Origin of the sequence: Lysinibacillus sp. GJ-1 (genome assembly GCF_021166035.1) — a bacterium.
Lineage (GTDB): Bacteria > Bacillota > Bacilli > Bacillales_A > Planococcaceae > Lysinibacillus > Lysinibacillus sphaericus.
In genome coordinates this window covers 3,683,115-3,708,781 of sequence record NZ_CP088912.1, presented here as the reverse complement: position 1 = coordinate 3,708,781, position 25,667 = coordinate 3,683,115, and the positions used below count along the sequence as shown (strand labels likewise).

At 37.6% G+C, this 25,667-nt stretch carries 24 protein-coding genes and 1 pseudogene; 14 read left to right on the top strand and 11 right to left on the bottom strand.

What is annotated here, in order from left to right; translation table 11 throughout:
- Positions 1 to 20: 20 nt before the first annotated feature.
- Both sat and cysC read left to right on the top strand, forming a co-directional pair.
- Entirely contained in the window at positions 21 to 1,160 is a 1,140-nt protein-coding gene (sat, locus tag LO754_RS18410) for a sulfate adenylyltransferase (protein ID WP_231784972.1), read from the top strand.
- Entirely contained in the window at positions 1,157 to 1,750 is a 594-nt protein-coding gene (gene cysC, locus LO754_RS18405; RefSeq protein ID WP_025220383.1) for an adenylyl-sulfate kinase, read from the top strand. The genes sat and cysC overlap by 4 nt, the downstream gene beginning before the upstream one ends.
- 151 nt (positions 1,751 to 1,901) lie before the next feature.
- On the opposite strand, the gene mnhG is transcribed toward cysC, so the two are convergent.
- From mnhG to LO754_RS18370, 7 genes are read right to left on the bottom strand one after another with little or no spacing between them, the layout of a single operon-like run.
- Entirely contained in the window at positions 1,902 to 2,270 is a 369-nt protein-coding gene (mnhG, locus tag LO754_RS18400; RefSeq protein WP_024364867.1) for a monovalent cation/H(+) antiporter subunit G, read from the bottom strand.
- A complete protein-coding gene (locus LO754_RS18395; protein WP_024364868.1) occupies positions 2,254 to 2,535 on the bottom strand; it encodes a Na(+)/H(+) antiporter subunit F1 in 282 nt (93 codons plus the stop codon). Before LO754_RS18395 ends, mnhG begins: the two co-directional genes overlap by 17 nt.
- Positions 2,532 to 3,011 carry a Na+/H+ antiporter subunit E gene (locus tag LO754_RS18390; RefSeq protein WP_024364869.1) on the bottom strand — a complete coding sequence of 160 codons (480 nt, stop codon included), beginning with the start codon at positions 3,009 to 3,011 and terminating at the stop codon, positions 2,532 to 2,534. The genes LO754_RS18395 and LO754_RS18390 overlap by 4 nt, the downstream gene beginning before the upstream one ends.
- Before the next feature lie 4 nt (positions 3,012 to 3,015).
- Positions 3,016 to 4,503: a Na+/H+ antiporter subunit D gene (locus LO754_RS18385; RefSeq protein WP_108030981.1), complete on the bottom strand. Its 1,488-nt coding sequence runs from the start codon at positions 4,501 to 4,503 to the stop codon at positions 3,016 to 3,018.
- Positions 4,496 to 4,837 carry a Na(+)/H(+) antiporter subunit C gene (locus tag LO754_RS18380; RefSeq protein WP_024364871.1) on the bottom strand — a complete coding sequence of 114 codons (342 nt, stop codon included), beginning with the start codon at positions 4,835 to 4,837 and terminating at the stop codon, positions 4,496 to 4,498. Before LO754_RS18380 ends, LO754_RS18385 begins: the two co-directional genes overlap by 8 nt.
- Positions 4,837 to 5,259, bottom strand: a complete 423-nt coding sequence (locus tag LO754_RS18375; RefSeq protein ID WP_024364872.1) for a Na(+)/H(+) antiporter subunit B — start codon at positions 5,257 to 5,259, stop codon at positions 4,837 to 4,839. The genes LO754_RS18380 and LO754_RS18375 overlap by 1 nt, the downstream gene beginning before the upstream one ends.
- Positions 5,246 to 7,663: a Na+/H+ antiporter subunit A gene (locus LO754_RS18370; protein ID WP_305068868.1), complete on the bottom strand. Its 2,418-nt coding sequence runs from the start codon at positions 7,661 to 7,663 to the stop codon at positions 5,246 to 5,248. The genes LO754_RS18375 and LO754_RS18370 overlap by 14 nt, the downstream gene beginning before the upstream one ends.
- 154 nt (positions 7,664 to 7,817) lie before the next feature.
- Between LO754_RS18370 and LO754_RS18365 the strand changes: the two genes are divergently transcribed.
- The gene (locus LO754_RS18365; RefSeq protein WP_024364874.1) at positions 7,818 to 8,381 is read left to right on the top strand and encodes a DUF5366 family protein; all 564 of its coding nucleotides are present in this window, start codon (positions 7,818 to 7,820) and stop codon (positions 8,379 to 8,381) included.
- A 166-nt stretch (positions 8,382 to 8,547) separates the two neighbouring features.
- Here LO754_RS18365 and LO754_RS18360 read toward each other — a convergent pair whose 3' ends face one another.
- On the bottom strand, positions 8,548 to 10,398 hold the full coding sequence (locus LO754_RS18360; protein ID WP_231784971.1) for a transglycosylase domain-containing protein: 1,851 nt from the start codon (positions 10,396 to 10,398) through the stop codon (positions 8,548 to 8,550).
- A 348-nt stretch (positions 10,399 to 10,746) separates the two neighbouring features.
- Here LO754_RS18360 and LO754_RS18355 point away from each other — a divergent pair, with 348 nt between their 5' ends.
- Positions 10,747 to 11,334, top strand: a complete 588-nt coding sequence (locus LO754_RS18355) for a peptidylprolyl isomerase (protein ID WP_231784970.1) — start codon at positions 10,747 to 10,749, stop codon at positions 11,332 to 11,334.
- 24 nt (positions 11,335 to 11,358) lie between these two features.
- Positions 11,359 to 11,568, top strand: a complete 210-nt coding sequence (locus tag LO754_RS18350) for a hypothetical protein (RefSeq protein WP_025220379.1) — start codon at positions 11,359 to 11,361, stop codon at positions 11,566 to 11,568.
- A 145-nt stretch (positions 11,569 to 11,713) separates the two neighbouring features.
- Here the strand turns inward: LO754_RS18350 and LO754_RS18345 are convergent, their stop codons facing one another.
- Positions 11,714 to 12,883 (bottom strand): MalY/PatB family protein, encoded by a 1,170-nt coding sequence (locus LO754_RS18345; protein ID WP_231784969.1) that lies wholly within the window; start codon positions 12,881 to 12,883, stop codon positions 11,714 to 11,716.
- A gap of 73 nt (positions 12,884 to 12,956) precedes the next feature.
- Here LO754_RS18345 and LO754_RS18340 point away from each other — a divergent pair, with 73 nt between their 5' ends.
- A complete protein-coding gene (locus LO754_RS18340; RefSeq protein ID WP_024364879.1) occupies positions 12,957 to 13,217 on the top strand; it encodes a DUF1871 family protein in 261 nt (86 codons plus the stop codon).
- 110 nt (positions 13,218 to 13,327) lie between these two features.
- Here LO754_RS18340 and LO754_RS18335 read toward each other — a convergent pair whose 3' ends face one another.
- Positions 13,328 to 14,668 carry a sodium-dependent transporter gene (locus LO754_RS18335; protein WP_231784968.1) on the bottom strand — a complete coding sequence of 447 codons (1,341 nt, stop codon included), beginning with the start codon at positions 14,666 to 14,668 and terminating at the stop codon, positions 13,328 to 13,330.
- Positions 14,669 to 14,911: 243 nt separating this feature from the next.
- Here LO754_RS18335 and LO754_RS18330 point away from each other — a divergent pair, with 243 nt between their 5' ends.
- The 3 genes from LO754_RS18330 (at position 14,912) to yugI (ending at position 17,571) form a co-directional block, all read left to right on the top strand.
- Positions 14,912 to 15,460 (top strand): RNA polymerase sigma factor, encoded by a 549-nt coding sequence (locus tag LO754_RS18330; protein WP_229387462.1) that lies wholly within the window; start codon positions 14,912 to 14,914, stop codon positions 15,458 to 15,460.
- Positions 15,453 to 17,108: a hypothetical protein gene (locus LO754_RS18325; RefSeq protein WP_231784967.1), complete on the top strand. Its 1,656-nt coding sequence runs from the start codon at positions 15,453 to 15,455 to the stop codon at positions 17,106 to 17,108. The genes LO754_RS18330 and LO754_RS18325 overlap by 8 nt, the downstream gene beginning before the upstream one ends.
- An 88-nt stretch (positions 17,109 to 17,196) precedes the next feature.
- A complete protein-coding gene (yugI, locus tag LO754_RS18320; RefSeq protein WP_024364883.1) occupies positions 17,197 to 17,571 on the top strand; it encodes a S1 domain-containing post-transcriptional regulator GSP13 in 375 nt (124 codons plus the stop codon).
- Between the two features lie 52 nt (positions 17,572 to 17,623).
- On the opposite strand, the gene LO754_RS18315 is transcribed toward yugI, so the two are convergent.
- Positions 17,624 to 18,931: an AAA-type ATPase lid domain-containing protein gene (locus LO754_RS18315; protein ID WP_231784966.1), complete on the bottom strand. Its 1,308-nt coding sequence runs from the start codon at positions 18,929 to 18,931 to the stop codon at positions 17,624 to 17,626.
- 148 nt (positions 18,932 to 19,079) lie between these two features.
- Here LO754_RS18315 and pruA point away from each other — a divergent pair.
- The 5 genes and pseudogenes from pruA to LO754_RS18290 all read left to right on the top strand — a co-directional run bounded on the left by pruA (position 19,080) and on the right by LO754_RS18290 (position 25,667).
- Positions 19,080 to 20,619: pseudogene (gene pruA / locus LO754_RS18310) on the top strand (L-glutamate gamma-semialdehyde dehydrogenase).
- Between the two features lie 229 nt (positions 20,620 to 20,848).
- A complete protein-coding gene (locus LO754_RS18305; RefSeq protein ID WP_024364886.1) occupies positions 20,849 to 22,042 on the top strand; it encodes an ornithine--oxo-acid transaminase in 1,194 nt (397 codons plus the stop codon).
- 82 nt (positions 22,043 to 22,124) lie between these two features.
- Positions 22,125 to 23,369, top strand: coding sequence for a Glu/Leu/Phe/Val family dehydrogenase (locus tag LO754_RS18300; protein WP_024364887.1), 1,245 nt, complete (start codon positions 22,125 to 22,127; stop codon positions 23,367 to 23,369).
- Between the two features lie 266 nt (positions 23,370 to 23,635).
- On the top strand, positions 23,636 to 24,799 hold the full coding sequence (locus tag LO754_RS18295) for an iron-containing alcohol dehydrogenase (RefSeq protein WP_231784965.1): 1,164 nt from the start codon (positions 23,636 to 23,638) through the stop codon (positions 24,797 to 24,799).
- A 202-nt stretch (positions 24,800 to 25,001) separates the two neighbouring features.
- Complete coding sequence (locus LO754_RS18290) at positions 25,002 to 25,667, top strand: hypothetical protein (protein ID WP_231784964.1); 666 nt, start codon at positions 25,002 to 25,004, stop codon at positions 25,665 to 25,667.

Below are 25,667 nucleotides of genomic sequence, written 5' to 3'. Positions count from 1 at the left end.
AAAAATAGGGGGAATATTGAATGAGTTTACAACCACATGGCGGCACTTTAGTGCAAGCTTATAATCCACAAAAATCAGTAGTACATATTGAGAAGGAGATTGTTTTGGATACCATTGCGTTAAGTGATTTAGAATTAATCGCAATTGGAGGGTATAGCCCAATCGACGGTTTCTTAACTAAAGAAGATTATGAATCTGTTGTTGAACATACAAGGTTGGCCTCTGGCATTGTTTGGAGTATACCGATCACACTGCCTGTTGATCAGGCCTTAGCAGCAACTTTACAACCAGGTGATGAAGCAAAATTAATCTATGGTAATGATGTCTATGGTGTGATTCATATCGAGGATATATATGAACCAGATAAGCAAAAAGAGGCACTACTTATTTACGGTACACAAGACTTAGCCCATCCTGGAGTGAAAAAGTTACATGAACGGCAGGGGATATATGTTGGTGGTCAAATTACGTTAATTAAACGTCTAGAGCAAATATTCCCTACGTATTCATTTGATCCAACAGAAACAAGGCAGTTGTTTAAAGACAAAGGGTGGCAAACAATTGTGGGCTTTCAAACGCGTAATCCTGTTCACCGTGCGCATGAATATATTCAAAAGGCGGCATTAGAAACAATTGATGGCTTATTTTTAAATCCATTAGTCGGTGAAACGAAGTCGGATGATGTATCTGCCGCTATACGTATGGAGAGTTATGAAGTGCTTTTGGAAAATTACTATCCTCAAAGTCGTGTGCAATTAGGTGTGTTCCCAGCGGCTATGCGCTATGCAGGGCCTAAGGAAGCCATTTTCCATGCACTAGTGCGGAAAAATTACGGCTGTACCCATTTTATTGTTGGACGTGACCATGCAGGTGTAGGGGACTATTATGGCACATATGATGCGCAAAAAATCTTTGAACAATTTACCGAAGATGAACTTGGGATTGTGCCTTTAAAGTTTGAACATAGTTTTTATTGCACTCGATGTGAAGGCATGGCAACTACAAAAACTTGCCCGCATGATAGTGCATCACATGTAATTTTATCAGGAACGAAAGTCCGGGAAATGCTCCGTAATGGAGAAGTGCCTCCAAGTACATTTAGCCGTAAAGAGGTTGTCGATGTACTAATAAAAGGCATGCGTAAGGAGGTATTAAAATGAGTTCTAATATCGTATGGCATGAAGCTTCTATTACGAAAACAGAGCGTCGCACGCAAAACAAACATCACAGCTTTATTTTATGGTTTACAGGATTATCGGCATCAGGAAAATCTTCCGTAGCAAATGCGTTTGCACGTACATTATTTGAGCGAGGTAATCAGGCGTTCGTATTAGATGGTGATAATGTAAGACATGGCTTAAATAATGATTTAGGCTTTGACGAAGTGAGCCGTAAGGAAAATATACGACGTATCGGAGAAGTTTCTAAGCTTTTTGTGGAGAGTGGTCAAATTGTACTCACAGCCTTTATTTCACCTTATCGACAAGATCGTCAAGTCGTTCGACAGCTAGTGGAAGAGGGGGAATTTTTAGAAGTGTATGTGAAATGCTCCGTAGAAACATGTGAACAACGCGATCCAAAAGGTCTATATAAAAAAGCGCGCAATGCGGAAATTGCTAATTTTACAGGTATTAGTGCGCCCTATGAAGAACCTGAACATCCCGAATTTATTTTGGATACTGAACGCTATTCTATTGAGGACTGTGTAGAGCAGTTAACAACGTTTCTAACGGATAAAGGCTATATTTAAAGCGTGCCAGTCACTCAAACAATTTCAATGTTTGCCCTAGAGCAATGATTGGGCAGGAGAAACAGCGACCGTAACAGACAAAGATATAGCAAAAAAGTGTTAGATTGATTGTAGTCAATCTAACACTTTTTCATTTTTGTCTCAACTTTGGTTATTTAATACCTTGTTCTTTTTTCATTTTCTCAATTTCTGGCCCTAGTTCATCACGTACGGTTCCTTTCCATGGCTTAACACCTGCTATGTAGGAGGAACGAGTCATAATATGTCCTCCGACAGGTCCAGTTATGAATAGAAACAAAATACCTAATAAAATACGTGGGTTAAAATGATCCTCGATCAGCCAAAAATAAAAGAATACACCTACCAACACACACATAACACCAAGTGTGGCACTTTTAGATGCGGCATGTGCCCGTGTGTACAAATCAGGTAATCGAATCAGCCCAATAGCTGTTACAACGATAAATAGTACACCAATCGAAATAAATAAAATAACTAACGTATTAGCGAGAATTGTCACGTTTAATGATATCTCCTTTCTCTATAAATTTAGAGAAAGCAACAGTACCGATGAATGATAATATCGCTAATAATAAAACAATTTCTAGGAAGAAGCTTGTTTCCACTAAAACTGAAAATAACGCGATTAAAGAAATAAGTGATACACCTAAGGAATCAAGTGCTACGACACGATCTGATGCAGAGGGTCCTTTCACCATACGGTAAATCACTGCAATCATCGATAAGCAAATCACTACGATCGCTGCAATAATAAACGTCATCATGATTTACTCACCTCCAAAATAGCTTTTTCAAAAGAGTCGCGAATGGATGCAATGGCATCATCTACATCACTAATATCAATAGCATGGACAAACAATGTTTTAGCATCATCTGAAACATGCACTACAACAGTCCCAGGAGTTAATGTAATGAGACTTGATAGTAATGTAATTTCCCAGTCTTCTTTCAATACAGTTGGGTAAGCAAAGAAGGCAGGTTGCATGTCCAGCTTGGGCTTTAATACAACTTTCAATACTTGAATATTGGCTAATATTAATTCCTTGAAAAAGAGAACAGTGAGTTTAATAATTGCCCATACTCGAAATAAATAGAGACGTGTAAAGAAAAATCTTCTCATAATGACGAGCAATACAATACCAAGGATGAAGCCTACTATAAAGCCTGTTGCTGTGTAATTAGATGAAAGGAACATCCAAACGAAGGCAAGAGCAAAATTTAAAATAATTTGAAATGCCATAGCTCTAATCCCCCTTCATTACAGCATCTATATAAATAGATGGGTCATTTAAAAGTTTTGCAGCATCATTCATAAATGGTGTCATCCATTCCGAACCAACACCATAGGCAACCGTAATAAGCACTAATAGGACAGTCGGCACAAAAAGTGTAGTATAGACTTTTTTATCGACAGTTCCCTTAGTTTCCTTTTCCTCTCCCCAGAAGGCATATAGGAAAATACGAATAACCGACAGTAGGACAAGTAAAGAGGAGGCTAAAATAAAGATACTACTCCACATACTGCCAGCCTCAAAGCCCCCCTGCACAATTAAAAGCTTTCCAACGAAACCACTAAGTGGAGGAATCCCAGCTAAACCAAAGGCAGCAATTAAATAGAACCATCCAAGAGCAGGATATGTTTTCATAAGACCGCCCATTTTACGTAAATCTGATGTACCGGTAATGTAGATGACAATACCAATTAACATAAAGAGGGCTGCTTTTATAAGCATGTCATGTATCAAATAGAACATTGCGCCCTTTAGCGCCATTTCATTCATTTGGGAAACACCAAACAAAATGACACCTACTGCAATCACGATGTTGTAAATAATAATGAGCTTGACATCGAAATAGGCTAGTGCCCCGATACAGCCAGCAATAATTGTTCCAATGGCTAGCACCATTAGTAAATCATGTGTATACGATAAATCGTGTACAAAAAATAATGTGTATGTGCGCGTAATCGCATAAACGCCAACTTTAGTAAGCAGTGCACCGAAAAGTGTTAACACGGGAATAGGTGCAGCAGCATAAGAAGTTGGAAGCCAGAAGTAAAGTGGGAATATGGCTGCTTTTAGTCCAAAAACCATTAAAAACAAAACAGCAATTACGGTTATAATACCTGGCTGATGAATATCGCTAATCTTTACTGCGATGTCTGCCATATTTAGTGTACCCACAACCGAGTAAAGGTAGGCTACCGTAATAACAAACAAAGCAGAAGAAATAACATTAATTAAAATATATTTAATGGAGCCTTTCAGTTGTCCTTTTTCTCCACCTAGCACAATGAGTAAATACGACGCCATTAAGAGTACTTCAAAGAATACAAATAAGTTGAAAATATCTCCTGTCGTAAAGGCACCATTTACACCAGTTAAAATAAACATCATACCAGGGTAATAGAAAAAGCGTTCACGCTCTTTTGTAATAGAGCCAAAGCCGTACCAGACAACAAAAAATGCAATGAGTAATGATGTAGTTACTAACAGTGCTGACATCATATCAGAAACCATTGTAATACCGTATGGTACTGGCCAATTGCCAAACGTGACTTTCTGAATGCCATCATTTTTAACTTTTAGTAAGAGCGAAACGGCTGAAACAAAAGCAAGTAGGATGCCCAGTAAAGCAAACGAACGCTGGTATTTTAAATTTTTTTGCCCAAACATTAAAATCATACCGAAGAAGAACGGAATGATAATCGGCAGTAAAAGGAAGTTATTCATCCTCATCACTTCCTCTCATTAAGCTAATATCATCTGTCTCAAGCTCTTGATAGGAGCGATAGGCAAGTACTAGGAAGAAAGCCGTTACCCCGAAGCTAATAACAATCGCAGTTAAAATCAATGCCTGCGGTAAAGGATCAGCAAACGTTTTGGCTCCTTCTTTTAAAACAGGGGGTGCCTCACCTGTTAATCCACCCATTGTTAAAATAAGTAAATGGGCACCATGGCTTAAAAGTCCCGTACCAATAATAATGCGTAATAAGCTTTTCGATAATATTAAATAAACCGCTGCCATAAACAGAAAGCCAATGACAAACGCCATAATTATTTCCATTATTCATCCTCTCCAATCGTTTGAATAATGGTCATCGTAACGCCAACAACAACCAAGTAAACACCGCTGTCAAACAGCATTGCTGTGTGCAAAGACTGCTTACCTAGAAGCGGCAATTCGAAATAATCAAAGAAATGTGTAAAAAATGGTTTTCCTAAAAACATCGGGAATGCGGCTGTCGCAAATGCCAATAATAAGCCCGTAGCCGTTAAATACGTGTAGTTTATCGGTAAAACATTTCGCACTGTATTTAAATCAAAGGCAAGGACTAACAGTACAATGGCACTGGATGTTAAAAGCCCCCCGACAAAGCCGCCACCGGGTGTATAATGACCAGCTAGGAAGATATGAATGGAGAAGAAGAAAATAATGAAGAATACAATTTTAGCTGTAAATTGTATAATCACATCATTTGTTTTCATGTGGTTTCTCCTTTCTATTCATACGCAGCTTAATCATTGCTAAAATTGCCATACCTGCAATACCTAATACTGTAATTTCAAATAATGTATCAAAGCCACGATAGTCTACTAAAATCACATTGACAATATTACCGCCACCCGCTTTAGAATAAACGGTTTCTTCATAATATTTTGAGATGGTCGGCACAAGTTTTTGCGAATGTGCAGATAATGCGATAAGTGTCACCATCACACCAACTGCGATTGAAATAATCGCCCGATTTAATTGAAAGCGCATGCGTTCTTCGCGCTTGCCAAGCTTCGGAAGATGATAAAACGCCAATAAAAATAACGCAACCGAAATGGTTTCAATAACTAGTTGAGTTAACGCTAAATCAGGTGCATTAAAAATAACAAAGAATAATGCAACAGTATAACCGACAGAGCCTAGTCCAATAATTGCTGTCAGTCGTGATTTTGCAAAAATTGTGATCGCTGTTCCAATCATTAACACGACAATTAAAATTAGTTCGTATGAGCGAATTGGTGCTGTACCTTCAAAAGATAGTGAAAAGGCATCTTTTACAAATAAGGTTCCAATTGAAATCGCTGTGATGCCACTAAACATATACAGTAGATAGTGACGCATTGACCCTGTCATATAAAGACGTGATACACGATTTAACCCTACATCTAAAGCAAGCATCATTTGGTCATAGGCATTATTGAACGTAAGAGCACGCGGGAATAGCTTGTAGATGCCTTGCCATTTAGGTAAGGCAACAAATAATAAGACACCTATAATAACAATGCCTATTGTCATAACTAATTCTGGTGTAATTTCGCCATGCCAAGCTGACACGTGAATGTTGATATCTTCAGGTGCATTATATAAAAACGGCTGAATAGCTTGTACAGCCGGCTTCACAAACGTATCACCAATAAGATTCGGAATGAAGAAAATAATCACCACTAATGATGCTAAAATCATCGGCGATATAAGCATGCCTATCGGAGCTTCGTGTGGTTTATGAGCGTAAAGTTCTGGTTTATATTTTCCTGTAAATGTTCTACAAACAAAGTAAAAGCTATAAATAAACGTAAAAATACTCGCAATCCAAGCAACAATTGGGAACAGCACGCCCCATGTATCAAAGCCGAAAAATTCGAAATTCTGAAGTGATAACATAGCTGTTAAAAACATTTCCTTACTTAGGAAGCCATTAAATGGTGGTAATCCTGCCATTGAAAAACTACCGATCGCCGCAACCGTAAAACTAAGAGGCATGATGCTCATTAATCCGCCAAGTCTACGTATATCGCGTGTACCTGTTTCATGATCGATAATCCCAGCAATCATAAATAAGCTACCTTTAAATGTTGCATGGTTAATCAAGTGGAAAATGGCTGCAAAAGCTGCATATTTAAACATTGAGTCTGCTGCACCATTTACATGAAATGCAACTGCACCAGCTCCTAGTAATGACATAATTAGCCCAAGCTGACTGACAGTAGAAAAGGCAAGAATACCTTTTAAATCGGTTTGCTTTACTGCAAAGAACGAACCCCAGAAGAGCGTTAGCAGACCAACCCCTGTAACAAGCCAAATCCAAAGTTCAGAAGCTGCAAAAATCGGTGTAAAGCGAGCAACTAAGTAAATACCTGCTTTTACCATTGTTGCAGAGTGAAGATATGCGCTGACAGGTGTCGGAGCCTCCATTGCATCCGGTAACCAAATATAAAATGGGAATTGTGCAGATTTCGTAAACGCCCCAAACAGCAATAATATATGGGCCCAAATGAATAACGGATGTTGCACTAAGTTTGGTGCCATTGCAATAAGTTCACGGATTGAATATGTTCCACCCATTAAATAAAGAAGGATAAATCCTCCTAACATCATTAAGCCGCCAAAAACGGTAATCATCATCGATTTTAGTGCACCGAAGCGAGAAGCATCGCGTGTGTACCAATAACCAATCAATAGGAACGATGAAATAGATGTTAATTCCCAGAAAAAGTACAAAGTAATTAAATGGTCTGATTGTACAACACCGAGCATAGCAGACATAAATAGTAATAAGTAAACATAAAAATTATGTAGTTTTTCTTTATGTTTATCTAAGTAGAAAATGGAGTAAAGCACAACAAGTGAGCCAATTCCAGTAATTAGTAATGAAAATAATAAACTAAGTCCGTCTAAATAAGATACAACAGAAATATCAAGTGATGGTATCCATGGAATTCCATCATAAAATACTTCGCCTTTTGCAACTCTCGCTATATAAGTAGCATAAATCACGGCGAGTGTAGCAGGTACTGCAAGAACAAACCAGCCTGTGTGAATATTTTTAATGCTTTTATATATAAAAGGCACAAAAATTGCAGCAAGCATCGGGATGAAAATATAGAGTACTTGTAACAAAAAAATCCTCCTTTATGCAGGTAAGTGTAATAATTATAACGTACTTTTGTAGGGAATGCATATCGACTCGTAGGATTTAGCTTGGATACAAGGAGAATTTTAGCTATATTATAAATAGGAAGTTATCAAAAAAAACAGAGGAAAAAAATTTTTTATGAGGAACCCTTACATATATGGTTATTTACCATTAATTACAATTTTATTATTTAGTTTAACGTTCGGCATGTATGCCGTAGGTGAAGCATTACAGTTGTTTCAAGCAATCGGTGTTTATTCTGGAATGCGAGAATTTTTATCAGATTTTGAATTACGTGTATTGTTACTCATTGTGTTTGCGCTTATCTTTTTTATGGCTTTTTCAGCACTCAAACTAGTTGGTGAAACAATTCATGAACTAGGAATGTTGTTTTTTTCGAAGGACAATGAAGGGGCTGCTGTGAGTCAAGCACGTGGAGGCTACGTCATTTTATTTATTGGTGCAATGTGTTCTGCCTTTGCAATTCAATCTATCTATGTATTGGCAGGTATTTTTGTATTAACGGTCTTTATATATTTTATTTATCGTATTTATAAAATGAGCCTTTATATGTCTATGGGTGGAACAATTGGATTACTTATATTTGAGCTTTTCATGTGGACATTATTATTCTCGTTATTAGTTTATGTCATTTTAAAATTGTACAACGGCGTACTAGCAAGTCTCCCATTTGCCAAATAAAGTGCCAGTCACCCAAAAAATTCTGAATTTTTTCTAAGTAAAAACCCACTTTGACTCCTGCGAAGGCTGATAATGTGCCTGCAGAAAACGAAGTGGGTTTTTTATGCTAGTGCCAGTCACCGAAACAATTCACCGAAACAATTGGCGCTGATACACTAATAGAAAATTACTCTAGTAAAACATTAAAGAGTTTGTGATGAATTTTGTACGCTTCTAGTTTTTCCATTGGCTGTGGTTTATCATAGCCAAGCCACACGGCAGCGGTATATTGGTCATTTAAACCAGCTAGCCAATAATCACGGTAATCATTTGTCGTACCTGTTTTAGCCCCAACATAGCTACTATTGCTATAAACCCCTTGCCCCGTACCATTTGAGACAACTTCTGCAAGCAGCCCACGCATATATTTTACGGTTTTAGGCGACCAAATCTGGTCACGTGCCTTGTCCCAACTATATAGCTCAGTGCCATCATTAGCTGTTACTTTTCGAATACTGTGGGCTAGCACATAAGAGCCATCGATAAAGCTTGTATAGGCATCTGCAAGTTCAAGAGCAGTGACGCCATATGTTAATCCACCTAATGAAGCAGCGTAAGTATGATCCTTTGCCACCATGGAACGGAAATGGAAGCGATCAAGATAACTGAAAGCTGTATCTACCCCCACAGCGTTAAAAATGCGAAGAGCGGACGTATTGTAACTATTCCGGAATGCTGTATGAATTGTCACATCACCGTAGTTATATCCTCCATAATTTTGAGGACAAAAAGAACCGACACAATAGCGCCCACCATTGACAATGGAGTCTGGCGTATGAGTTGTTGTTTCAAAATAGGGTGCATAGACAGCAAGTGGCTTAAAGGCTGACCCTGGCTGTCGCGGACCTTGATAGGCTCGATGATAATCAAACTTTTCATAATTTTTTCCAGCATAGAGGCTGACGACTTCACGAGATGAATTGTTAATAACAGCACCCGCCGCCTGTAATTGGCCATTGCCTAAAATAGCAGTTATGCGCTCTTCATCATGATTCTGTTTAGTTGGATCCAGTGCAGTATAAATAGTTAAACCATTCTGATATAAAGTATTAAGTCGATTGTCTAGTTGTGCTTGAATAGTTTTCTTTTCTTCTTCACTTTGCGTGTTGAGCAGTCGATCTGTATAGCCTTCCTTCTCGGCTACTAGCCAGCGTAACTCTTGAAGAACGTAAGTACTATACATTGGATAGCTTTGTACCTTGTTCTTAACATTTAAAGTGATTGGTTCTGCTTTAAACGTAACTGCATCTTCTTTTGTAATAACACCACTTGTCGCGAGTGTATCAAGTAGACGTTCTTGTCTTGCCTTGGTATCATCAAAATGTTTTAAAGGGTTATAAAGAGAAGGATTGTTAGGGATAGCTGAAATAAACGCTATCTGTGCAATCGATAATTCTTGGATAGGTTTTTGAAAATAATAGCTTGCTGCACTACCTATTCCATAAACTTGATTGCTAAAATAGGATTCATTTAAATACATCGTTAAAATGGCATCTTTATCGTATTTCTTTTCAAGTTCATAGGCATAAAATAGCTCTGTTAGTTTTCTTTCGTATGTTTTTTCATCAGATAAATAACGCATACGAACAAGCTGTTGGGTAATGGTACTGCCTCCTTGTGAAGCTGAATTGGTGTTTGAGTTAGCAACCACCGCGCGTAGGATAGCGCTAAGATCGAAGCCTACATGATTATAAAAGTCTGCATCCTCACTAGCAATAAAAATTTCCTGGGCAATTTGTGGAATTTCTTGTAAAGTTAAAGGTTGTCGCCATTCGACATATTCCTCACTAAAGGTTTGGCTGTTCTGATCAACTAATGTGACAGGAAGCTGTACCTGTACTTCGGGAACCTCAATTTTCTTCTGAATTTGTTGTTCGTGGGCTTGTGCTGTACTCAGCTCTGCTCGTATATTTGTACCAATCCACCAAATGGTAGGTAAACATAGCGTTACAATAATAAAACCAAAAACTTTTTTCATATATGCCTCCAACTTTGAAAATAAGTCTTTCATCAGAATAGCATATTTTGGATGTATTCCAAATACTCGTTCAGACCTATTTACACAATACTAAATTACAAAATAACAATTGCCTTGAGGTCGTCTGTCATTCCAACATGATTTTGGGTTATACTACCATTGTTACTACACAGAAGTTTTTAGATTTTCACAAACATAATTGACTAAACGATTGTAAAATTGCAAAATTCGTCAATACTTTGATGGAGAAAACAGCTAGGAAGTATGTTAGACTAATATGAGGTCAGAAATGATAAGGTATAATCATTTTCGTTGAAACTGAAATTTACATTTAAAGGAGAGACTCCAATGTTTCCACAATTAACAACTGAAGTACAAGAAGGCGAAGTACTAGTAGAAATGAAAACAACGTTAGGTGCATTAAAAATTAAATTGTTCCCAAAACAAGCACCAAAAACAGTTGAAAACTTCTTAGGGCATGCAAAATCAGGTTATTATGATGGTATTATTTTCCACCGTGTTATTCAAGATTTTATGATTCAAGGCGGTGACCCTACTGGTACAGGTATGGGTGGAGAGTCAATTTGGGGTAACTCATTTGAAGATGAGTTTTCTGATGAATTATTTAACCTACGTGGCGCACTATCAATGGCAAATTCTGGTGTAAACACAAACGGTTCTCAATTCTTTATCGTACAAATGAAGCATCTTCCAAGTGATATGCTTCGTCAATTACAAGGTGCTGGTTTCCCAGAAGAAATTATTGAGGCATATGCACAAAATGGTGGAACACCATGGTTAGACCATAAACATTCTGTATTTGGTCATGTTGTAGAAGGTATGGATATCGTTGATAAAATTGCTGAAGTAGAAAAAGACTTCCGTGATAAACCTGTTGAAGATGTGAAAATCGAGTCAATTACAGTTTTTGAATAATTATTGTAAGGACGTGTAGAAAATATGGAACATTTGATGTATCAATTTTTATATTTCCCAGAAGATAAATCAGCGTATATTCCAGCAGCTTTTGAATTTTTAATTATGCTTATTTTATGTATAGGCGTATTTATGATTTTCCGTAAAATTTCTAAAAAGCAGGAATTAAAATCTAAGGAAATCGAAGCACGTATTTTAGCTGAGAGAAACAGCACCAACAATAGACACAATTAAAAAAAGCACTCTGCAAAAGAGTGCCTCCGACTATAGACAAACTTGAGATTTTCCGAGTTTGTCTATAGTCTTTTTATATACATCCTGACAGCAGGCACAGTGTAAGCCATAGCTTGAAAATTCACAATTGTGTGAGTGACTGGCACTATGACAATGCGAGCTTAAAACGAGCAACGGCATCTTTTACCGTATCAAATGAGCAAGCTACATTCATGCGCAGGAAGCCACGACCTTCTTCACCATATTTTGAACCAGGTTCTAGTGCAAGTTTTCCAACTTCAAGCAAACGTTGCATTAATTCTTTTTCAGGGAGACCTAGTTGGCGGCAATCAATCCACAATAAGTACGTACCTTGAGGCTTTGCAATGTGTATGCCTGGCAATTGCGTTAACTCGGCTATAACATAATTCATATTATTGGAAATATAAAGAAGTAACTCTTCTAGCCATGGTAATCCTTCTGTGTAGGCTGCTTGCAGTGCTACAGGAGCAAAGCTATTCAATGAACCTTGCCCGCAAGCCATATTAACCGCCTCTAAAAGCACCTGCTTTTTCTTATCTGTCGTAATAATATAAGCAACTTGAATTCCTGCAAGATTAAATGTTTTAGTCGGTGCCATACAGGTAATAACACGATTAATTTCATCTCCTGCTAGTTTTGCAAGCGGAGTATGTTGTGCACCATCTAACATTAAATCAGCATGAATTTCGTCTGAAATAATGAGCACATCATATTTTGCACATAATCGAATAATTTCTTTTAATGTAGCTTCGTCCCATACATAGCCTCCTGGATTATGTGGGTTACACAATATGTATGCTTTAACGTTTTGGGCAAGTGCCTGTTCAAAAGCCTCAAAATCATAGACAAATGTTCCATCTTGCTCGACTAAAGGGCAAGTAACCACTTCACGGCCATTACTTTTAGGGATATTAAAAAATGGCGGATAGACGGGAGTAGAAATAAGCACTTTATCGCCTTGTTGAGTCAGTGCAGTCAAAATATTTGCCAAAGCTGATACGACACCGTGGCTGAAAGAAATGGCTTCTTGCTCAATGTGCCAATTGTATCGGCTTTTTTGCCAATCTACAATCGCTTGTTTTGCTTCTTCGCCTACATAGCTATAGCCAAAAATCGCCTCTTTAGCATGTTTTTGCAGTGCTGCTGCAACTGCAGAAGGTGGAGCAAAGTCCATGTCCGCTATCCACATTGGTAATATTTCTGTTGTATCGCTTAATCCATAAATTTTCTCCATTGCGTCCCATTTTACTGAGTTAGTACAACGACGATTTAAAGTTTGATCGAAAATCGACAAGCAAATCCCTCTTTTCTTTTTTTTTTACTATGGTATCATACCTATTAAGATTAAAGGATAATAGGTGAGTATTTTGGATAATATAAAAATGAATCGAACAGCCGTGCATCTGCTAGCAGAGTGGGATCCTTTCCACTTAGGTGCTGAGCATTATGATACAGAAACAGCAGATGTTGTTGCAGCACTACAAAGTATTGATGACCCATCTGCTCTTGCGAAGGTCATTCAAGAAACTTACGAGCACTCGTTTGAACAGTGGATTCCAATTGAAGATTGTGTTGCCATTTCATATAAACTACTGGCCATTAAGTTTGAAGCAAAATGTATTATTTAAATCGACATATAGTGTTTTTTTATTGGAAAGGTTTGTGTGCAAATGATTGCACGAAAGCTGCTTCCTTATAAAAGTGAGGTTGTCTTCTGTTTTTAGACAACCTCACTTTCTTATTGAAATAACGGCAAAATACCTTGGATAAAAATAAGCAAAATCGCAATAGGTGACACATAACGAATTAAAATATACCAAGTGTTAAACAGTAGACTTGAGGAAGCAAGCTCTTTACGAGAAATATCCTTTGTATAATAATAGCCTGCAAAAATAGAAATCAGTAAGGCACCGATTGGCATGCCGACACTATTTGTAATAAAGTCTACAAAATCAAAAATGGAACGATCTAATATTTTGACATCTGATAGAATACCGAAAGATAGGGCACTCGGAATTCCGAAGATGAAAATAATAAGTCCACCAATCCATGCGATTTTTTTACGCTTGTCGGGTTTGTCTCCAATGGCGATAGCTACTACAATTTCTAACATTGAAATCGAAGAAGTCACTGTAGCAAACAGTAAAAGAATAAAGAAAATCGTTAGGAATATGCCTCCAAGTGGCAATTGCTCAAAAACAGCAGGTAAGATAATAAAAACAAGCCCTGGCCCTTGGTCGGGTGTATAGCCTAGCGCGAATACAGCTGGGAAAATAACTAAACCTGCAAGAAGCGAAATAATAATATTCATAGATGCTACATTAATGGCTGAATTACCGATTTTTTCGGTTTTAGGGAGATACGATGCGTACGTAATCATAACAGCTATACCAACACTTAAGGAGAAGAATGCTTGTCCAAGCGCTTTTAAAAATGTTTCAGCATTTAAGTAAGACCAGTCAGGTACAAACATAAATTTTACGCCTTCCATTGCACCATCAAGTGTTAAGGAACGGATTACTAACACAATAAAGAAAATAAATAGTAGTGGCATCATCCACGTACTTGCCTTTTCAATCCCACCTTTAATACCTCCAGATACGATAGCAATCGTTAACAGTAAAAATAACCCTTGCACAAGTACCGCTTCAAATGGGCTAGAGATAATATTGCCAAACAAATCAGCATAATTCCCGTTATGACCATCGCTCGTTAATTGAAACGTTAATGAACGTCCTAAATAACTTAAAATCCAACCACCTACTACACTATAGAAGGATAGTATTAAACCCGCAATAATCATGCCGCCCCATCCTATTAAAAACCATGGTTTTCCTGGGGCTTGTTGTTTGAACGATGTTACAGCATCCTTTTGCCCACGACGTCCAATCATAAATTCTGCAATTAACACCGGCAAACCGATGAAAAATGTACATAAAATAAATAATAAAATAAATACACTTCCGCCGTTGGTTCCCGCCATATAGGGGAATTTCCAGATAGCGCCTAATCCTATGGCGCTACCAGCAGCAGCTAAAATAAATCCAATTTTTGTTGAAAATTGATCTCTAGATGACACGAAAATAAAGCCTCCTTATACTAAAGTTCTATTTTACCGCAAATATGGCATAACACAAGGCAAATTTCTGAAAATTGATTATAAATACTTTTTACGCCCCAACGTCTTACTACAAGTAGAATTCTTTAAACGAAATGCATGATTTACTATCAATTCTAGCGATTTTCTCAAGCTAGCCAGTTACAATTAAAATTGTAACAATTAGGAAGAACAGGTCGTTACATAGAAAAGGAGGGATAACGAGTGAATGAAACGGAATTAATCGAGCGAGCACAACAAGGTGATAAAGAAGCTTATATTGAACTAATTCGCATCCATCAGCGAACAGTTGAAAAATTTGCCTTTCAATGTGGCGTACATAGTAGTGATTTAGCGGATGTTTCACAAGAAGTTTTTGTCAAGCTATACCGTTTTTTACATCAATTCAAGCAGGATCGATTTACGACATGGCTTTATAAAGTCACACTTAATGCTACCCGTGATTATTATCGAAAAGAGCGACGTGAACAAGCAAAGGAGGAGCTGTTAAGCGCGCAGCGACAAGTCCCAAGTCCTTCAGCTGAAAAGCATGTCCTTAATTTTGAGGAAGACCGTGTATTGCATCATAGCATTCAAGCACTTGATGAAAAATATCGCTATCCGCTCGTCTTGTATTATTTTCATGAGTTGAAGTATGAGGAAATTGCCGAGGTACTTGGCATTTCGTTATCCACTGTCAAAGTACGCATATTGCGGGCAAAAGAAAAACTTAAAGTAGCTTTGACACAGGAAGGGAGTGTTGAGAATGGATGATCAACAATTTGACAAGCGTATGGCACTGTTGAAAAAATCATACGACCGAATGGAACCTCAATTAAATCCCGATAATGTTTTCAAGCAAATCGAAGAAGAAAAAGAAGAAGCACTGCCTAAGCAATCGATTACCGCACAACAAAAACAAGCCGTAAAATGGCAGAAGCCAGCAGTATGGATAGCAAGCGTTGCAAGTGTGTTGCTAATTGGTTTCTTGGTATCGTTTTATACATTGAATCAACAGGAAAATACACACAGTGAAGTAACACAAGATGTGCCTGTTGAAAAGGCAGTTGAGGAAGAGTTAGCAGATTACTTAACGAAAAAATTTAATAGTAAAAAGGAGGATATTAGAAAGGAATTAAAAGTGACCAAAGATGAGCTAGAAGACTTTGATTTTATTAAAAACGCAAATTCAATGTTAGATTTTTATCTTACGACTAATTTGCATTTGAAATTAACGGATGAAAACTATGTGGAAATTATGGAAGAAAATATAATGAATCGTTTAATGACTCCTAAGCGGGCGGTAGAAAAGATAGAAACTTTTAGAAATTTAAGTTTTGAGGAATCGTTTGCCGTTTATAGTAACTACGTTATTTCCGTAGAGGAATTGGAGCGTTTTTATAGCAAGCTTCTTGAGCCTTACCAACAGCAATTAAAAGAAAAAGATGATGTAGAACAATATCCATCTAATTTACAAGCTATTATTGAAGCGGCAAATAATCAATATATGGAGTTGAAAACGGATGGAAATGGCGTGTTTTATTTTAAAGCAAATCCAATCAATGGGGAATTTGCTCCGCAGTATATCAACCAATTACATCCGGACGTTTTCGGGTATTTCGAATATTTAAAAATGGGTTACTTATTATTGGCAGATGACTTACGATATACGCGAGAAGAAACGGCGCGCTCACTTAAAATAATGGAACGTACATTACTTGCAGATGTAAATGCTAGTTCTCTTGATTACAAGCTTTTAGAAGAAACCTATAAAAATACGTGGGTGGTATTATTGCTAGGTACAAAACAATATCCTGCCATAGCAAATGACGGGCAACCTCATCAGGACTATATGAAATTTTTAGAGGAAGTAGCTAGTGGAAAGTATGGTGAAGTAATGCAAAAGACCGCTGCTACTATTTTAGGAGAATTACAGCAAATGCAGCACTCCGCTACATTATCACAACTGGAACCTTATGATATCTGGACAATACTTTTACAGACACGGCAAGAAACAGCAGGTACTATTAACGACAGTGACTTTAATGTTGTCGATATGAATGAGTCTCGTATTGCACAAATAAAAGGAATATATGAACAATATAAAAACAATAATGATGAAGCAATCATCAATCAACTACACCCAATCAATATTGCCTCACTTTACTTATATGCTGTGACCATTGACGATAAGGCAGTGCAAAATGCTTTATTAACACCAGAAGCCGAAGTGGATGCAAGTATGTTACAAACGATACAGAGTCTTGATGTTTTTAGTCAGCTAGGCGAATATAATGGAATTTTTCCTACCGTCGCTGCTCGTGTTGCTATAGGCAGTCAGGAAAAGTACGGAAGGCAGTTCCTCATCAAGTTTTCAAAATCAGAGGAAGGTAATTATCGTATCACAGCAATCATGGATTGATGGGATGATTTTTTGCCCCACTTATTGACGTATGTTATAATTTATCGTGATATATACGTAGCAAACATATAGAAAGTGGGCAAAGGTTATGGCAAAAAAATATGAATTAGGAGACGTATTGACCGGAAAAGTTACAGGTATTCAACCGTACGGTGCATTTGTAGCACTTGATGACGATACACAAGGGCTCGTGCATATTTCTGAAATTACGTACGGCTTTGTAAAAGACGTCAGTGAGTTTTTATCAGTTGGGCAAGAGGTTGAAGTCAAGGTACTTGAAATCGATGAAGCGGCCGAAAAAATTAGTTTATCGATTCGTGCCTTACAAGAGCGCCCAGCAGCAAGAAAAAAAGACGCACCACCCCGAAAATCATTACAGGATCGAGTGGATGAATCCGATGCGAATGGTTTTAATTCCTTAAAAGATAAATTACAGGACTGGATCGAACAGTCAGGACATTAAAAAACGAGGATGCTTTCATGTGAAGGCATCCTCGTTTTTTATTTTTTATGATTTAGCCCTTTTTCATCTTCCGTATGCGATATTGCAGGTTTTGTCGGCTCATACCGAGAGCACCAGCAGCCTTTGTTATATTGCCTTCATATAGATTTAAGACATTTTGCACATAATAGGATTCGGCTTCTCGTAAATAAGCATCGAGAGGCATGACATCGTTTTGCTGGTGGAACATGAAAAATTCAGGTTCATGGTCAGATGTGTCTTGGCTTTGCACTTTAAATCGAAAATGAACAGGTAGTAAATCAAACGTAACGGTTGATTCTGTTGTCATAAACGAAACGATTTCATCTAGCAATAGTTCGAGTTCCTTTAAGTTTCCTGGCCAATCATATTGTAAGAATAATGCTTGGACATCCGGTGCAAGTTCTGCCACATTTGACGCAAATCGCTCACGATGACGACTAAAATAATCTGCCACGAACGGTAAAATATCTTCTTTGCGATCTGTTAAATTTGGAATAGTAATGGACATTGTTGCAAAGAAATAATAGAGAGATTTAGACAGCTTATTTTCTGCAATAAGTGTAATTGGGTCACTGCCGACACTACCGATTAGCATATATTTGGATGGTGGTAATGACTGTAATAACTCAAGTAACTGTTCCTGAATAGGAAGACTTAAAAAATCAATACGTTCGAAGAAAAAAGTATAGGCTTTATCATCTTGTAAAAGTTCCTGCACCTTATCGAGCACTGATTTTGCCGAACGTCGACTAAATAATGTAACAAAGGCTTCAGGATCACTAGAAGCTGCATGATGAATACCTTCTGCAACTAAATCTTTGCCTGTACCAGATTCACCGATAAGTAAAACAGGTAATTTTACCGCCGCTGCTTTTTTAGCGTTGACAATAACTTGTTGCATTGCTTCAGATACTGCTGTAATCATATCAAAAGTTAAAGGTTCACCATATCGTCGTAGCGGCTGATAGACTAATTTTTCTAAAGATGTGATATCACGTGCGAATTCAATCGCACCAATCAATTGATTATTTTTAAAAAGAGGGAATGTATCATTAATGGTTGTAATTTCATGGCCGTTTTTATTCCAATAGGTTTGTTTCACATTCATTTCTTGTAAACCGGTTTGTAACACCCGCATTAAAGTACTTTCATGTTGACGGAAGGAAAACAATTCAATAATTGAACGATCTGCTAATTCATCAAAATGAAATCCTTCGATTTCTTTCATTTTTGAATTATAGATAATTGTTTTACCCGTTACGTCAATCGCATGTATACCAACGGATACATTAGTTGCAATAAACTCATAAAAGGGTAGTAATGGTTCAGAATTATTCATAAAATGTGCACCTCAAAAATTTTTTACTTGAAATATGCAACGAAATTTTGCATTATAATAAGTGTAAGAATATTTTATACGCAAAAATATTTTGCGTCAATAGTTTTTGCATACTAAATATTTACAGCTCACAAAAGGAGGATATAGTATGATTCCATACAAACATGAACCATTTACAGATTTTTCTCAAGAGGCAAATTACAACGCATATTTAGAGGCATTAAATAAAGTTGAAAGTTATTTAGGTCAAGACTATCCATTAATTATTGGTGGAGAGCGCATTACTACAGAAGATAAAATCGTTTCATATAATCCAGCAAAAAAAACACAGGTGATTGGTCGCGTTTCAAAAGCAAGCAGAGAATTAGCTGAAAAAGCAATGCAAGTAGCTGACGAAACATTTAAAACATGGAAAAAAGTAGACCCAGCGATTCGCGCTGATGTGTTATTCAAAGCAGCGGCAATTATCCGTCGTCGTAAACATGAGTTTTCAGCATTATTGACAAAAGAAGCAGGTAAACCTTGGAATGAAGCAGATGCAGATACAGCAGAAGCAATTGACTTCTTAGAATACTATGGTCGCCAAATGTTACGTATTAAAGACGGCCAACCAGTAGAAAGTCGCCCAGGCGAATACAACCGTTATGATTACATCCCATTAGGAATCGGTATCGTTATTTCACCATGGAACTTCCCATTCGCAATTATGGCTGGTACTACAGTAGCAGCTTTAGTAACAGGGAATACAGTATTATTAAAGCCAGCTTCAACTACACCAGTTGTTGCATATAAATTTATCGAAGTTTTAGAAGAAGCAGGATTACCAGCAGGTGCTGTTAACTACGTACCAGGTTCTGGTGCAGAAGTTGGTGATTACTTAGTTGATCATCCGAAAACGCGCTTTATCAGCTTCACTGGTTCTCGTGATGTTGGTTTACGTATTAACCAACGTGCAGCAACACATAACGAAGGTCAAATTTGGATTAAACGCGTTATCGCTGAAATGGGCGGTAAAGATACAATTGTAGTCGATAAAGAAGCAGACTTAGAGCTTGCAGCACAATCAATTGTAAAATCAGCTTTCGGCTTCTCAGGTCAAAAATGTTCGGCATGCTCTCGTGCTGTTATCGTAGAAGATGTTTATGACACAGTAGTGAACCGTGTAGCCGAGCTTACTAATGAATTAACAATCGGTGACCCAGCTGACAACAGCAACTTCATGGCAACAGTAATCGACCAAGCAGCTTTCAATAAAATTACTGAATACATTGAAATCGGGAAAAAAGAAGGACGCCTTGTAGCAGGTGGTACAGCAGATGATTCTGTTGGTTACTTCATCAACCCAACAGTGTTTGCAGACGTAGATCCTTCTGCTCGCATCATGAAAGAAGAAATTTTCGGACCAGTTGTAGCAATTGCAAAAGCAAAAGATTTCGATGAAGCGATTGAAATTGCAAACGACACAGAATACGGCTTAACAGGTGCGGTTATTACAAATAATCGTATGAACCTAGAAAAAGCGCGTGAAGATTTCCACGTTGGTAACTTATACTTCAACCGTGGTTGTACAGGTGCTATCGTTGGTTACCAACCATTTGGTGGTTTCAACATGTCTGGTACTGACTCAAAAGCTGGTAGACTACCTACAACTTCATATGCAAGCAAAAACAACTTCAGAAATGCTTTAATTTTTACTGATTTTAATGTGGGACGACACCACATGTTCAAAGATAGACTGTTCTAGTAAGTAGAAAAAGTTAGCACACCTCGTAGAAAATAAATTCTACGAGGTGCGCGATTTAACCATATGAAGGTCAACAAATATTTTTTGTTTCTATTATATAGTCCTTTTTCAGCTCTACTAGGCAGTCTTATCTTTCATAGATTTTTATTATGAGTTAGTAGGGAGAGTGCTTTATGACAAAATCACAACAAGTTATTGAACAAACACAAAATTATGGTGCTGCAAACTATCATCCACTGCCAATCGTTATTGCAGAGGCTGAAGGTGCTTGGGTTAAAGATCCAGAAGGAAACAAATACTTAGATATGTTATCAGCATATTCTGCAGTAAATCAGGGACATCGTCATCCAAAAATTATTGCTGCATTAAAAGAACAAGCTGATAAAGTAACATTAACTTCTCGTGCATTTTACAGTGAAAACTTAGGTGAATGGTATGAGCTTGTAGGAAAATTAACAAATAAACAAATGGTTTTACCTATGAATACGGGTGCAGAAGCAGTGGAAACTGCATTTAAAGCAGCTCGTCGTTGGGCTTATGATGTAAAAGGTGTTGAAGAAGGCAAAGCAGAACTAATCGCTTGTAATGGAAACTTCCACGGGCGTACGATGCTAGCTGTATCTTTATCGTCTGATGAAGAATATCGCCGCGGTTTTGGACCGATGTTACCTAACATTAAACTTGTAGATTATGGTAATTTAGAAGCGTTAAAAGCTGCAATTACACCAAATACAGCAGCATTTTTACTTGAGCCAATTCAAGGGGAAGCTGGTATCGTTATACCACCAGAAGGTTTCTTAAAAGCAGCTCGTGAACTATGCCGTGAAAACAATGTGTTATTTATTGCAGATGAAATTCAAGCAGGATTAGCTCGTACAGGTAAAATGTTTGCTTGTGATTGGGAAGAAGTAGAGCCTGATATGTACATTTTAGGAAAAGCATTAGGCGGCGGTGTATTCCCAATTTCTTGTGTAGCTGCAAATCGTGATATTTTAGGTGTCTTCAACCCAGGTTCTCATGGTTCAACTTTCGGAGGTAACCCTTTAGCTTGTGCTGTTTCTATCGCATCTATTAAAGTTTTATTAGATGAAAAATTAGCAGAGCGTTCACAAGAACTAGGTGAATATTTCAAAGGGAAATTACGTGAAATTAACAACCCAATCATTAAGGAAGTTCGTGGTCGTGGTTTATTTATCGGTATGGAATTAACAGAGGCAGCGCGTCCATATTGTGAAAAGTTAAAAGAATTAGGCTTATTATGTAAAGAAACACATGATACAGTTATTCGTTTTGCACCACCATTAGTTATTTCTCAAGAAGATTTAGATTGGTCAATTGCTCAAATTGAAAAAGTATTTAAACTTTAACAAAATGTTCACATTTTATTTCGGAAGTGTGTTACAATGATGCCGATATACTATCATTATAAAAACAAAGAGGCGATTTAATATGTCTGAAAACTTAAATCTGTTCACATCAACTCAAGATGTTATTCAAGATGCTCTTAATAAACTAGGCTATGACGAAGCAATGTATGAATTACTGAAAGAACCGCTTCGTATGCTACAAGTACGCATTCCAGTTAAAATGGATGATGGTACGACAAAAGTATTTACTGGTTACCGTGCTCAGCACAATGATGCAGTAGGACCAACAAAAGGTGGCGTGCGTTTCCACCCAGCTGTTTCAGAAGAGGAAGTTAAAGCGCTTTCAATGTGGATGACATTGAAATGTGGAATCGTTGATCTACCATATGGCGGAGGTAAAGGCGGTGTCATCTGTGACCCACGTCAAATGTCAATGGGTGAGATTGAACGTCTAAGCCGTGGTTATGTACGTGCGGTAAGTCAAATCGTGGGACCAACAAAAGATATTCCTGCGCCAGACGTATTTACAAATGCACAAATTATGGCATGGATGATGGATGAATATAGCCGTATGGACGAATTCAACTCTCCAGGGTTCATCACAGGTAAGCCACTTGTACTTGGTGGTTCTCAAGGTCGTGATCGTGCAACTGCTCAAGGTGTAACAATCGTTATTGAAGAAGCTGCGAAAAAACGTGGTATTGATATTAAAGGTGCTCGCGTTGTTATTCAAGGATTTGGTAACGCAGGTAGCTTCTTAGCTAAATTCATGAATGATTTAGGTGCCAAAGTAATTGGTATTTCAGATGCATATGGTGCTCTTCATGATCCTGAAGGTTTAGATATCGACTACTTATTAGATCGTCGTGATAGCTTCGGAACTGTAACAACATTATTCGAAAACACAATTTCAAATAAAGATCTTTTAGAGCTTGATTGTGATATTTTAGTTCCTGCCGCAATTGAAAACCAAATTACTGCTGACAATGCGCATAATATTAAAGCAAACATTGTCGTAGAAGCAGCAAATGGTCCAACGACAGCAGAAGCGACAAAAATTTTAACAGAGCGTGGCATTTTACTTGTACCTGATGTATTAGCATCTGCAGGTGGTGTTACAGTATCTTACTTCGAGTGGGTACAAAATAACCAAGGTTATTACTGGACAGAAGAAGAAGTAGAAGAACGCCTATACAAAAAAATGGTTGAAGCATTTGAAAATGTTTATACAACAGCCACTACACGTAACATCAATATGCGCTTAGCTGCATATATGGTTGGTGTGCGTCGTACTGCAGAAGCATCACGCTTCCGCGGTTGGGTTTAATCTATCGAAAAGGGTCGTCTCCAATTTGGAGCGACCCTTTTTTGTATAGAATGAAGCTGTGTGCCATTACGAAAGTTAAACTTAACAAAACTTGTTACGACGATTTTTTTGGTTTGTCAGTAGATTACAAGATGAATGAGTTGTGCCTGTGCCTGAAAAAATACATAGGGCATATGTGGATTATTGCGCGCGCGTATAATGGTGCTTAAATCTTTGCTTTCTACTCTAGAAATATGAGAAAATCCAACTAGAAAGGGGCGATTTCCATGAATTCATTTACATTTTATAATCCAGTGAAGTTACATTTTGGTGAAGATGCGTTGGAAAAATTACCGAAAGAATTAGCGCAGTTCGGACAGAAGGTGCTAGTTGTTTATGGCGGAGGTAGCATTAAAAAGAATGGTGTATATAATGCTGTCATTGAGAAATTACAAGAAGCGGGTAAGTCCATTTTTGAATTGAGCGGTGTTGAGCCAAATCCGCGTGTAGAGACAGCTCGTCTAGGCATAGAGATTTGTAAAAAAGAAGGGATTGACCTTGTGCTCGCTGTTGGTGGTGGTTCTGTTATTGACTGCTCCAAATTAATAGTAGCCGGGGCAAAATATGACGGGGACGCATGGGATATTGTTAAAAGAAAATTTATTGTGAAAGATGCACTACCGTTAGGAACAGTGTTAACCTTAGCTGCAACAGGCTCTGAAATGAATTCCGGTTCGGTTATTACGAACGCTTCAACGGAAGAAAAATTCAGTTGGGGTAGCCCAGCTGTCTTCCCTAAGTTTTCTATTTTAAATCCAGCATACACAGTGACTGTGCCGAAAAATCATACAGTTTACGGTATAGTGGATATGATGTCCCATGTCTTTGAACAATACTTCCATAATGCGACCAATACACCCATTACTGATGAAATGTGTGAAGGTGTATTACGAACAGTAATTAGCACGGCCTCTAAACTTATCGAAGATTTAGAGAATGTGACATTACGTGAAACGATTTTACTAGCAGGAACAATTGGTTTAAATGGCTTTTTATCAATTGGTTCCCAAGGGGATTGGGCTTCGCACAATATTGAACATGCCGTATCTGCCATTTATGATATCCCGCATGCGGGTGGTTTAGCAATTTTGCAACCACATTGGATGCGTCTAAACGTATCGGTTAATCCTGAGCGCTTTGCGGGTATTGCGACACGTGTCTTTGGTGTTGATGCAACTGGAAAGACAACCGAGGAAGTTGCCCATGAGGGGATTGATCGTCTATCGGCATTTTGGACATCTTTAGGTGCACCTAATCGTTTAGCCGATTATGATATTGACGATGCTAAATTCGATCAAATTGTTGAACATGCCATGGAAAACGGACCTTTTGGCAACTTCAATAAGTTGCAGGAAAAAGATGTACGTACAATTTTACAAAATGCACGTTAGGTTATAGTGTGACAGTAAAAGATGTATCGAAAAGTGAGGTTATCACTTTTGATACATCTTTTTTATTTTACTCATTACATAAAATCAATTACAAACGCCTGTCTATTATTTGGGTTAATTGTCAAAATTGTTCAGAATTTGTTTAGGTAATTTTTTTAAAATGAATGTAATCATTTTTGAATTGACAGGGGATGTAGAGAGAATGTTAAAACAATTGATTGAAAATCATATTACGATGCACTGTGAGAGTCATTTTTTTCAGCCGAATATTTACGAACTGAAAAATTGTATCGAAGTATTAGGAATTGAAGCGACTGCGTTACGAATGGACAATGATCAAATTGCCGCAGGATATGTAGTCGACAATCGTATATTTTTTAAAAGCATGCGATATGGACAAACGACGATCACATTAACTGATGGTCAAAGGGAAGCGATTGTGCAACTTTACGTTCGTCCTTCTGGAGAAATAATGCTAGAGGTAATGCCGAATTTAGAAGATGCTGAAATCGTGCTAGTATATTATCGAACGATTTTAGCTGAAACGGCGATTGCAATTGATTTAATAGGGGCTTTGAAGCACTATCTAGTAGCGCATAATCTTATGAATGATGAAGATGCCATTACCGAAGTGCATTATAAATCGATGCATCCGAATGTACTAAAAGATTCCTATGCGGGTAATTTTGTTTTAGGTTGTCGTCCGGACGGAGAGCCGTTAACAAATGCTGAAGAATTTGATTTAGCCAATCGTCTGGCTACATTAGAATTCTCAAAAATTATAATTCAACAGGATGGCATACAAAAAATGATCTGTTTAAGAATGCTATTAACTTTTATGATTACGGATTATGTAATTGTCTCATAG

Coding starts and splice junctions, on each gene's coding strand:
- LO754_RS18355 (WP_231784970.1), top strand. CDS start 10,747: ATGTTTCCACAATTAACAACTGAAGTACAAGAAGGCGAAGTACTAGTA.
- LO754_RS18295 (WP_231784965.1), top strand. CDS start 23,636: ATGAATTCATTTACATTTTATAATCCAGTGAAGTTACATTTTGGTGAA.
- LO754_RS18365 (WP_024364874.1), top strand. CDS start 7,818: ATGAGGAACCCTTACATATATGGTTATTTACCATTAATTACAATTTTA.
- LO754_RS18290 (WP_231784964.1), top strand. CDS start 25,002: ATGTTAAAACAATTGATTGAAAATCATATTACGATGCACTGTGAGAGT.
- sat (WP_231784972.1), top strand. CDS start 21: ATGAGTTTACAACCACATGGCGGCACTTTAGTGCAAGCTTATAATCCA.
- LO754_RS18380 (WP_024364871.1), bottom strand. CDS start 4,837: ATGGAAATAATTATGGCGTTTGTCATTGGCTTTCTGTTTATGGCAGCG.
- yugI (WP_024364883.1), top strand. CDS start 17,197: ATGGCAAAAAAATATGAATTAGGAGACGTATTGACCGGAAAAGTTACA.
- cysC (WP_025220383.1), top strand. CDS start 1,157: ATGAGTTCTAATATCGTATGGCATGAAGCTTCTATTACGAAAACAGAG.
- LO754_RS18350 (WP_025220379.1), top strand. CDS start 11,359: ATGGAACATTTGATGTATCAATTTTTATATTTCCCAGAAGATAAATCA.
- LO754_RS18315 (WP_231784966.1), bottom strand. CDS start 18,931: ATGAATAATTCTGAACCATTACTACCCTTTTATGAGTTTATTGCAACT.
- LO754_RS18300 (WP_024364887.1), top strand. CDS start 22,125: ATGTCTGAAAACTTAAATCTGTTCACATCAACTCAAGATGTTATTCAA.
- LO754_RS18305 (WP_024364886.1), top strand. CDS start 20,849: ATGACAAAATCACAACAAGTTATTGAACAAACACAAAATTATGGTGCT.
- LO754_RS18395 (WP_024364868.1), bottom strand. CDS start 2,535: ATGATGACGTTTATTATTGCAGCGATCGTAGTGATTTGCTTATCGATG.
- LO754_RS18390 (WP_024364869.1), bottom strand. CDS start 3,011: ATGGCATTTCAAATTATTTTAAATTTTGCTCTTGCCTTCGTTTGGATG.
- LO754_RS18325 (WP_231784967.1), top strand. CDS start 15,453: ATGGATGATCAACAATTTGACAAGCGTATGGCACTGTTGAAAAAATCA.
- LO754_RS18360 (WP_231784971.1), bottom strand. CDS start 10,398: ATGAAAAAAGTTTTTGGTTTTATTATTGTAACGCTATGTTTACCTACC.
- LO754_RS18375 (WP_024364872.1), bottom strand. CDS start 5,259: ATGAAAACAAATGATGTGATTATACAATTTACAGCTAAAATTGTATTC.
- LO754_RS18385 (WP_108030981.1), bottom strand. CDS start 4,503: ATGAATAACTTCCTTTTACTGCCGATTATCATTCCGTTCTTCTTCGGT.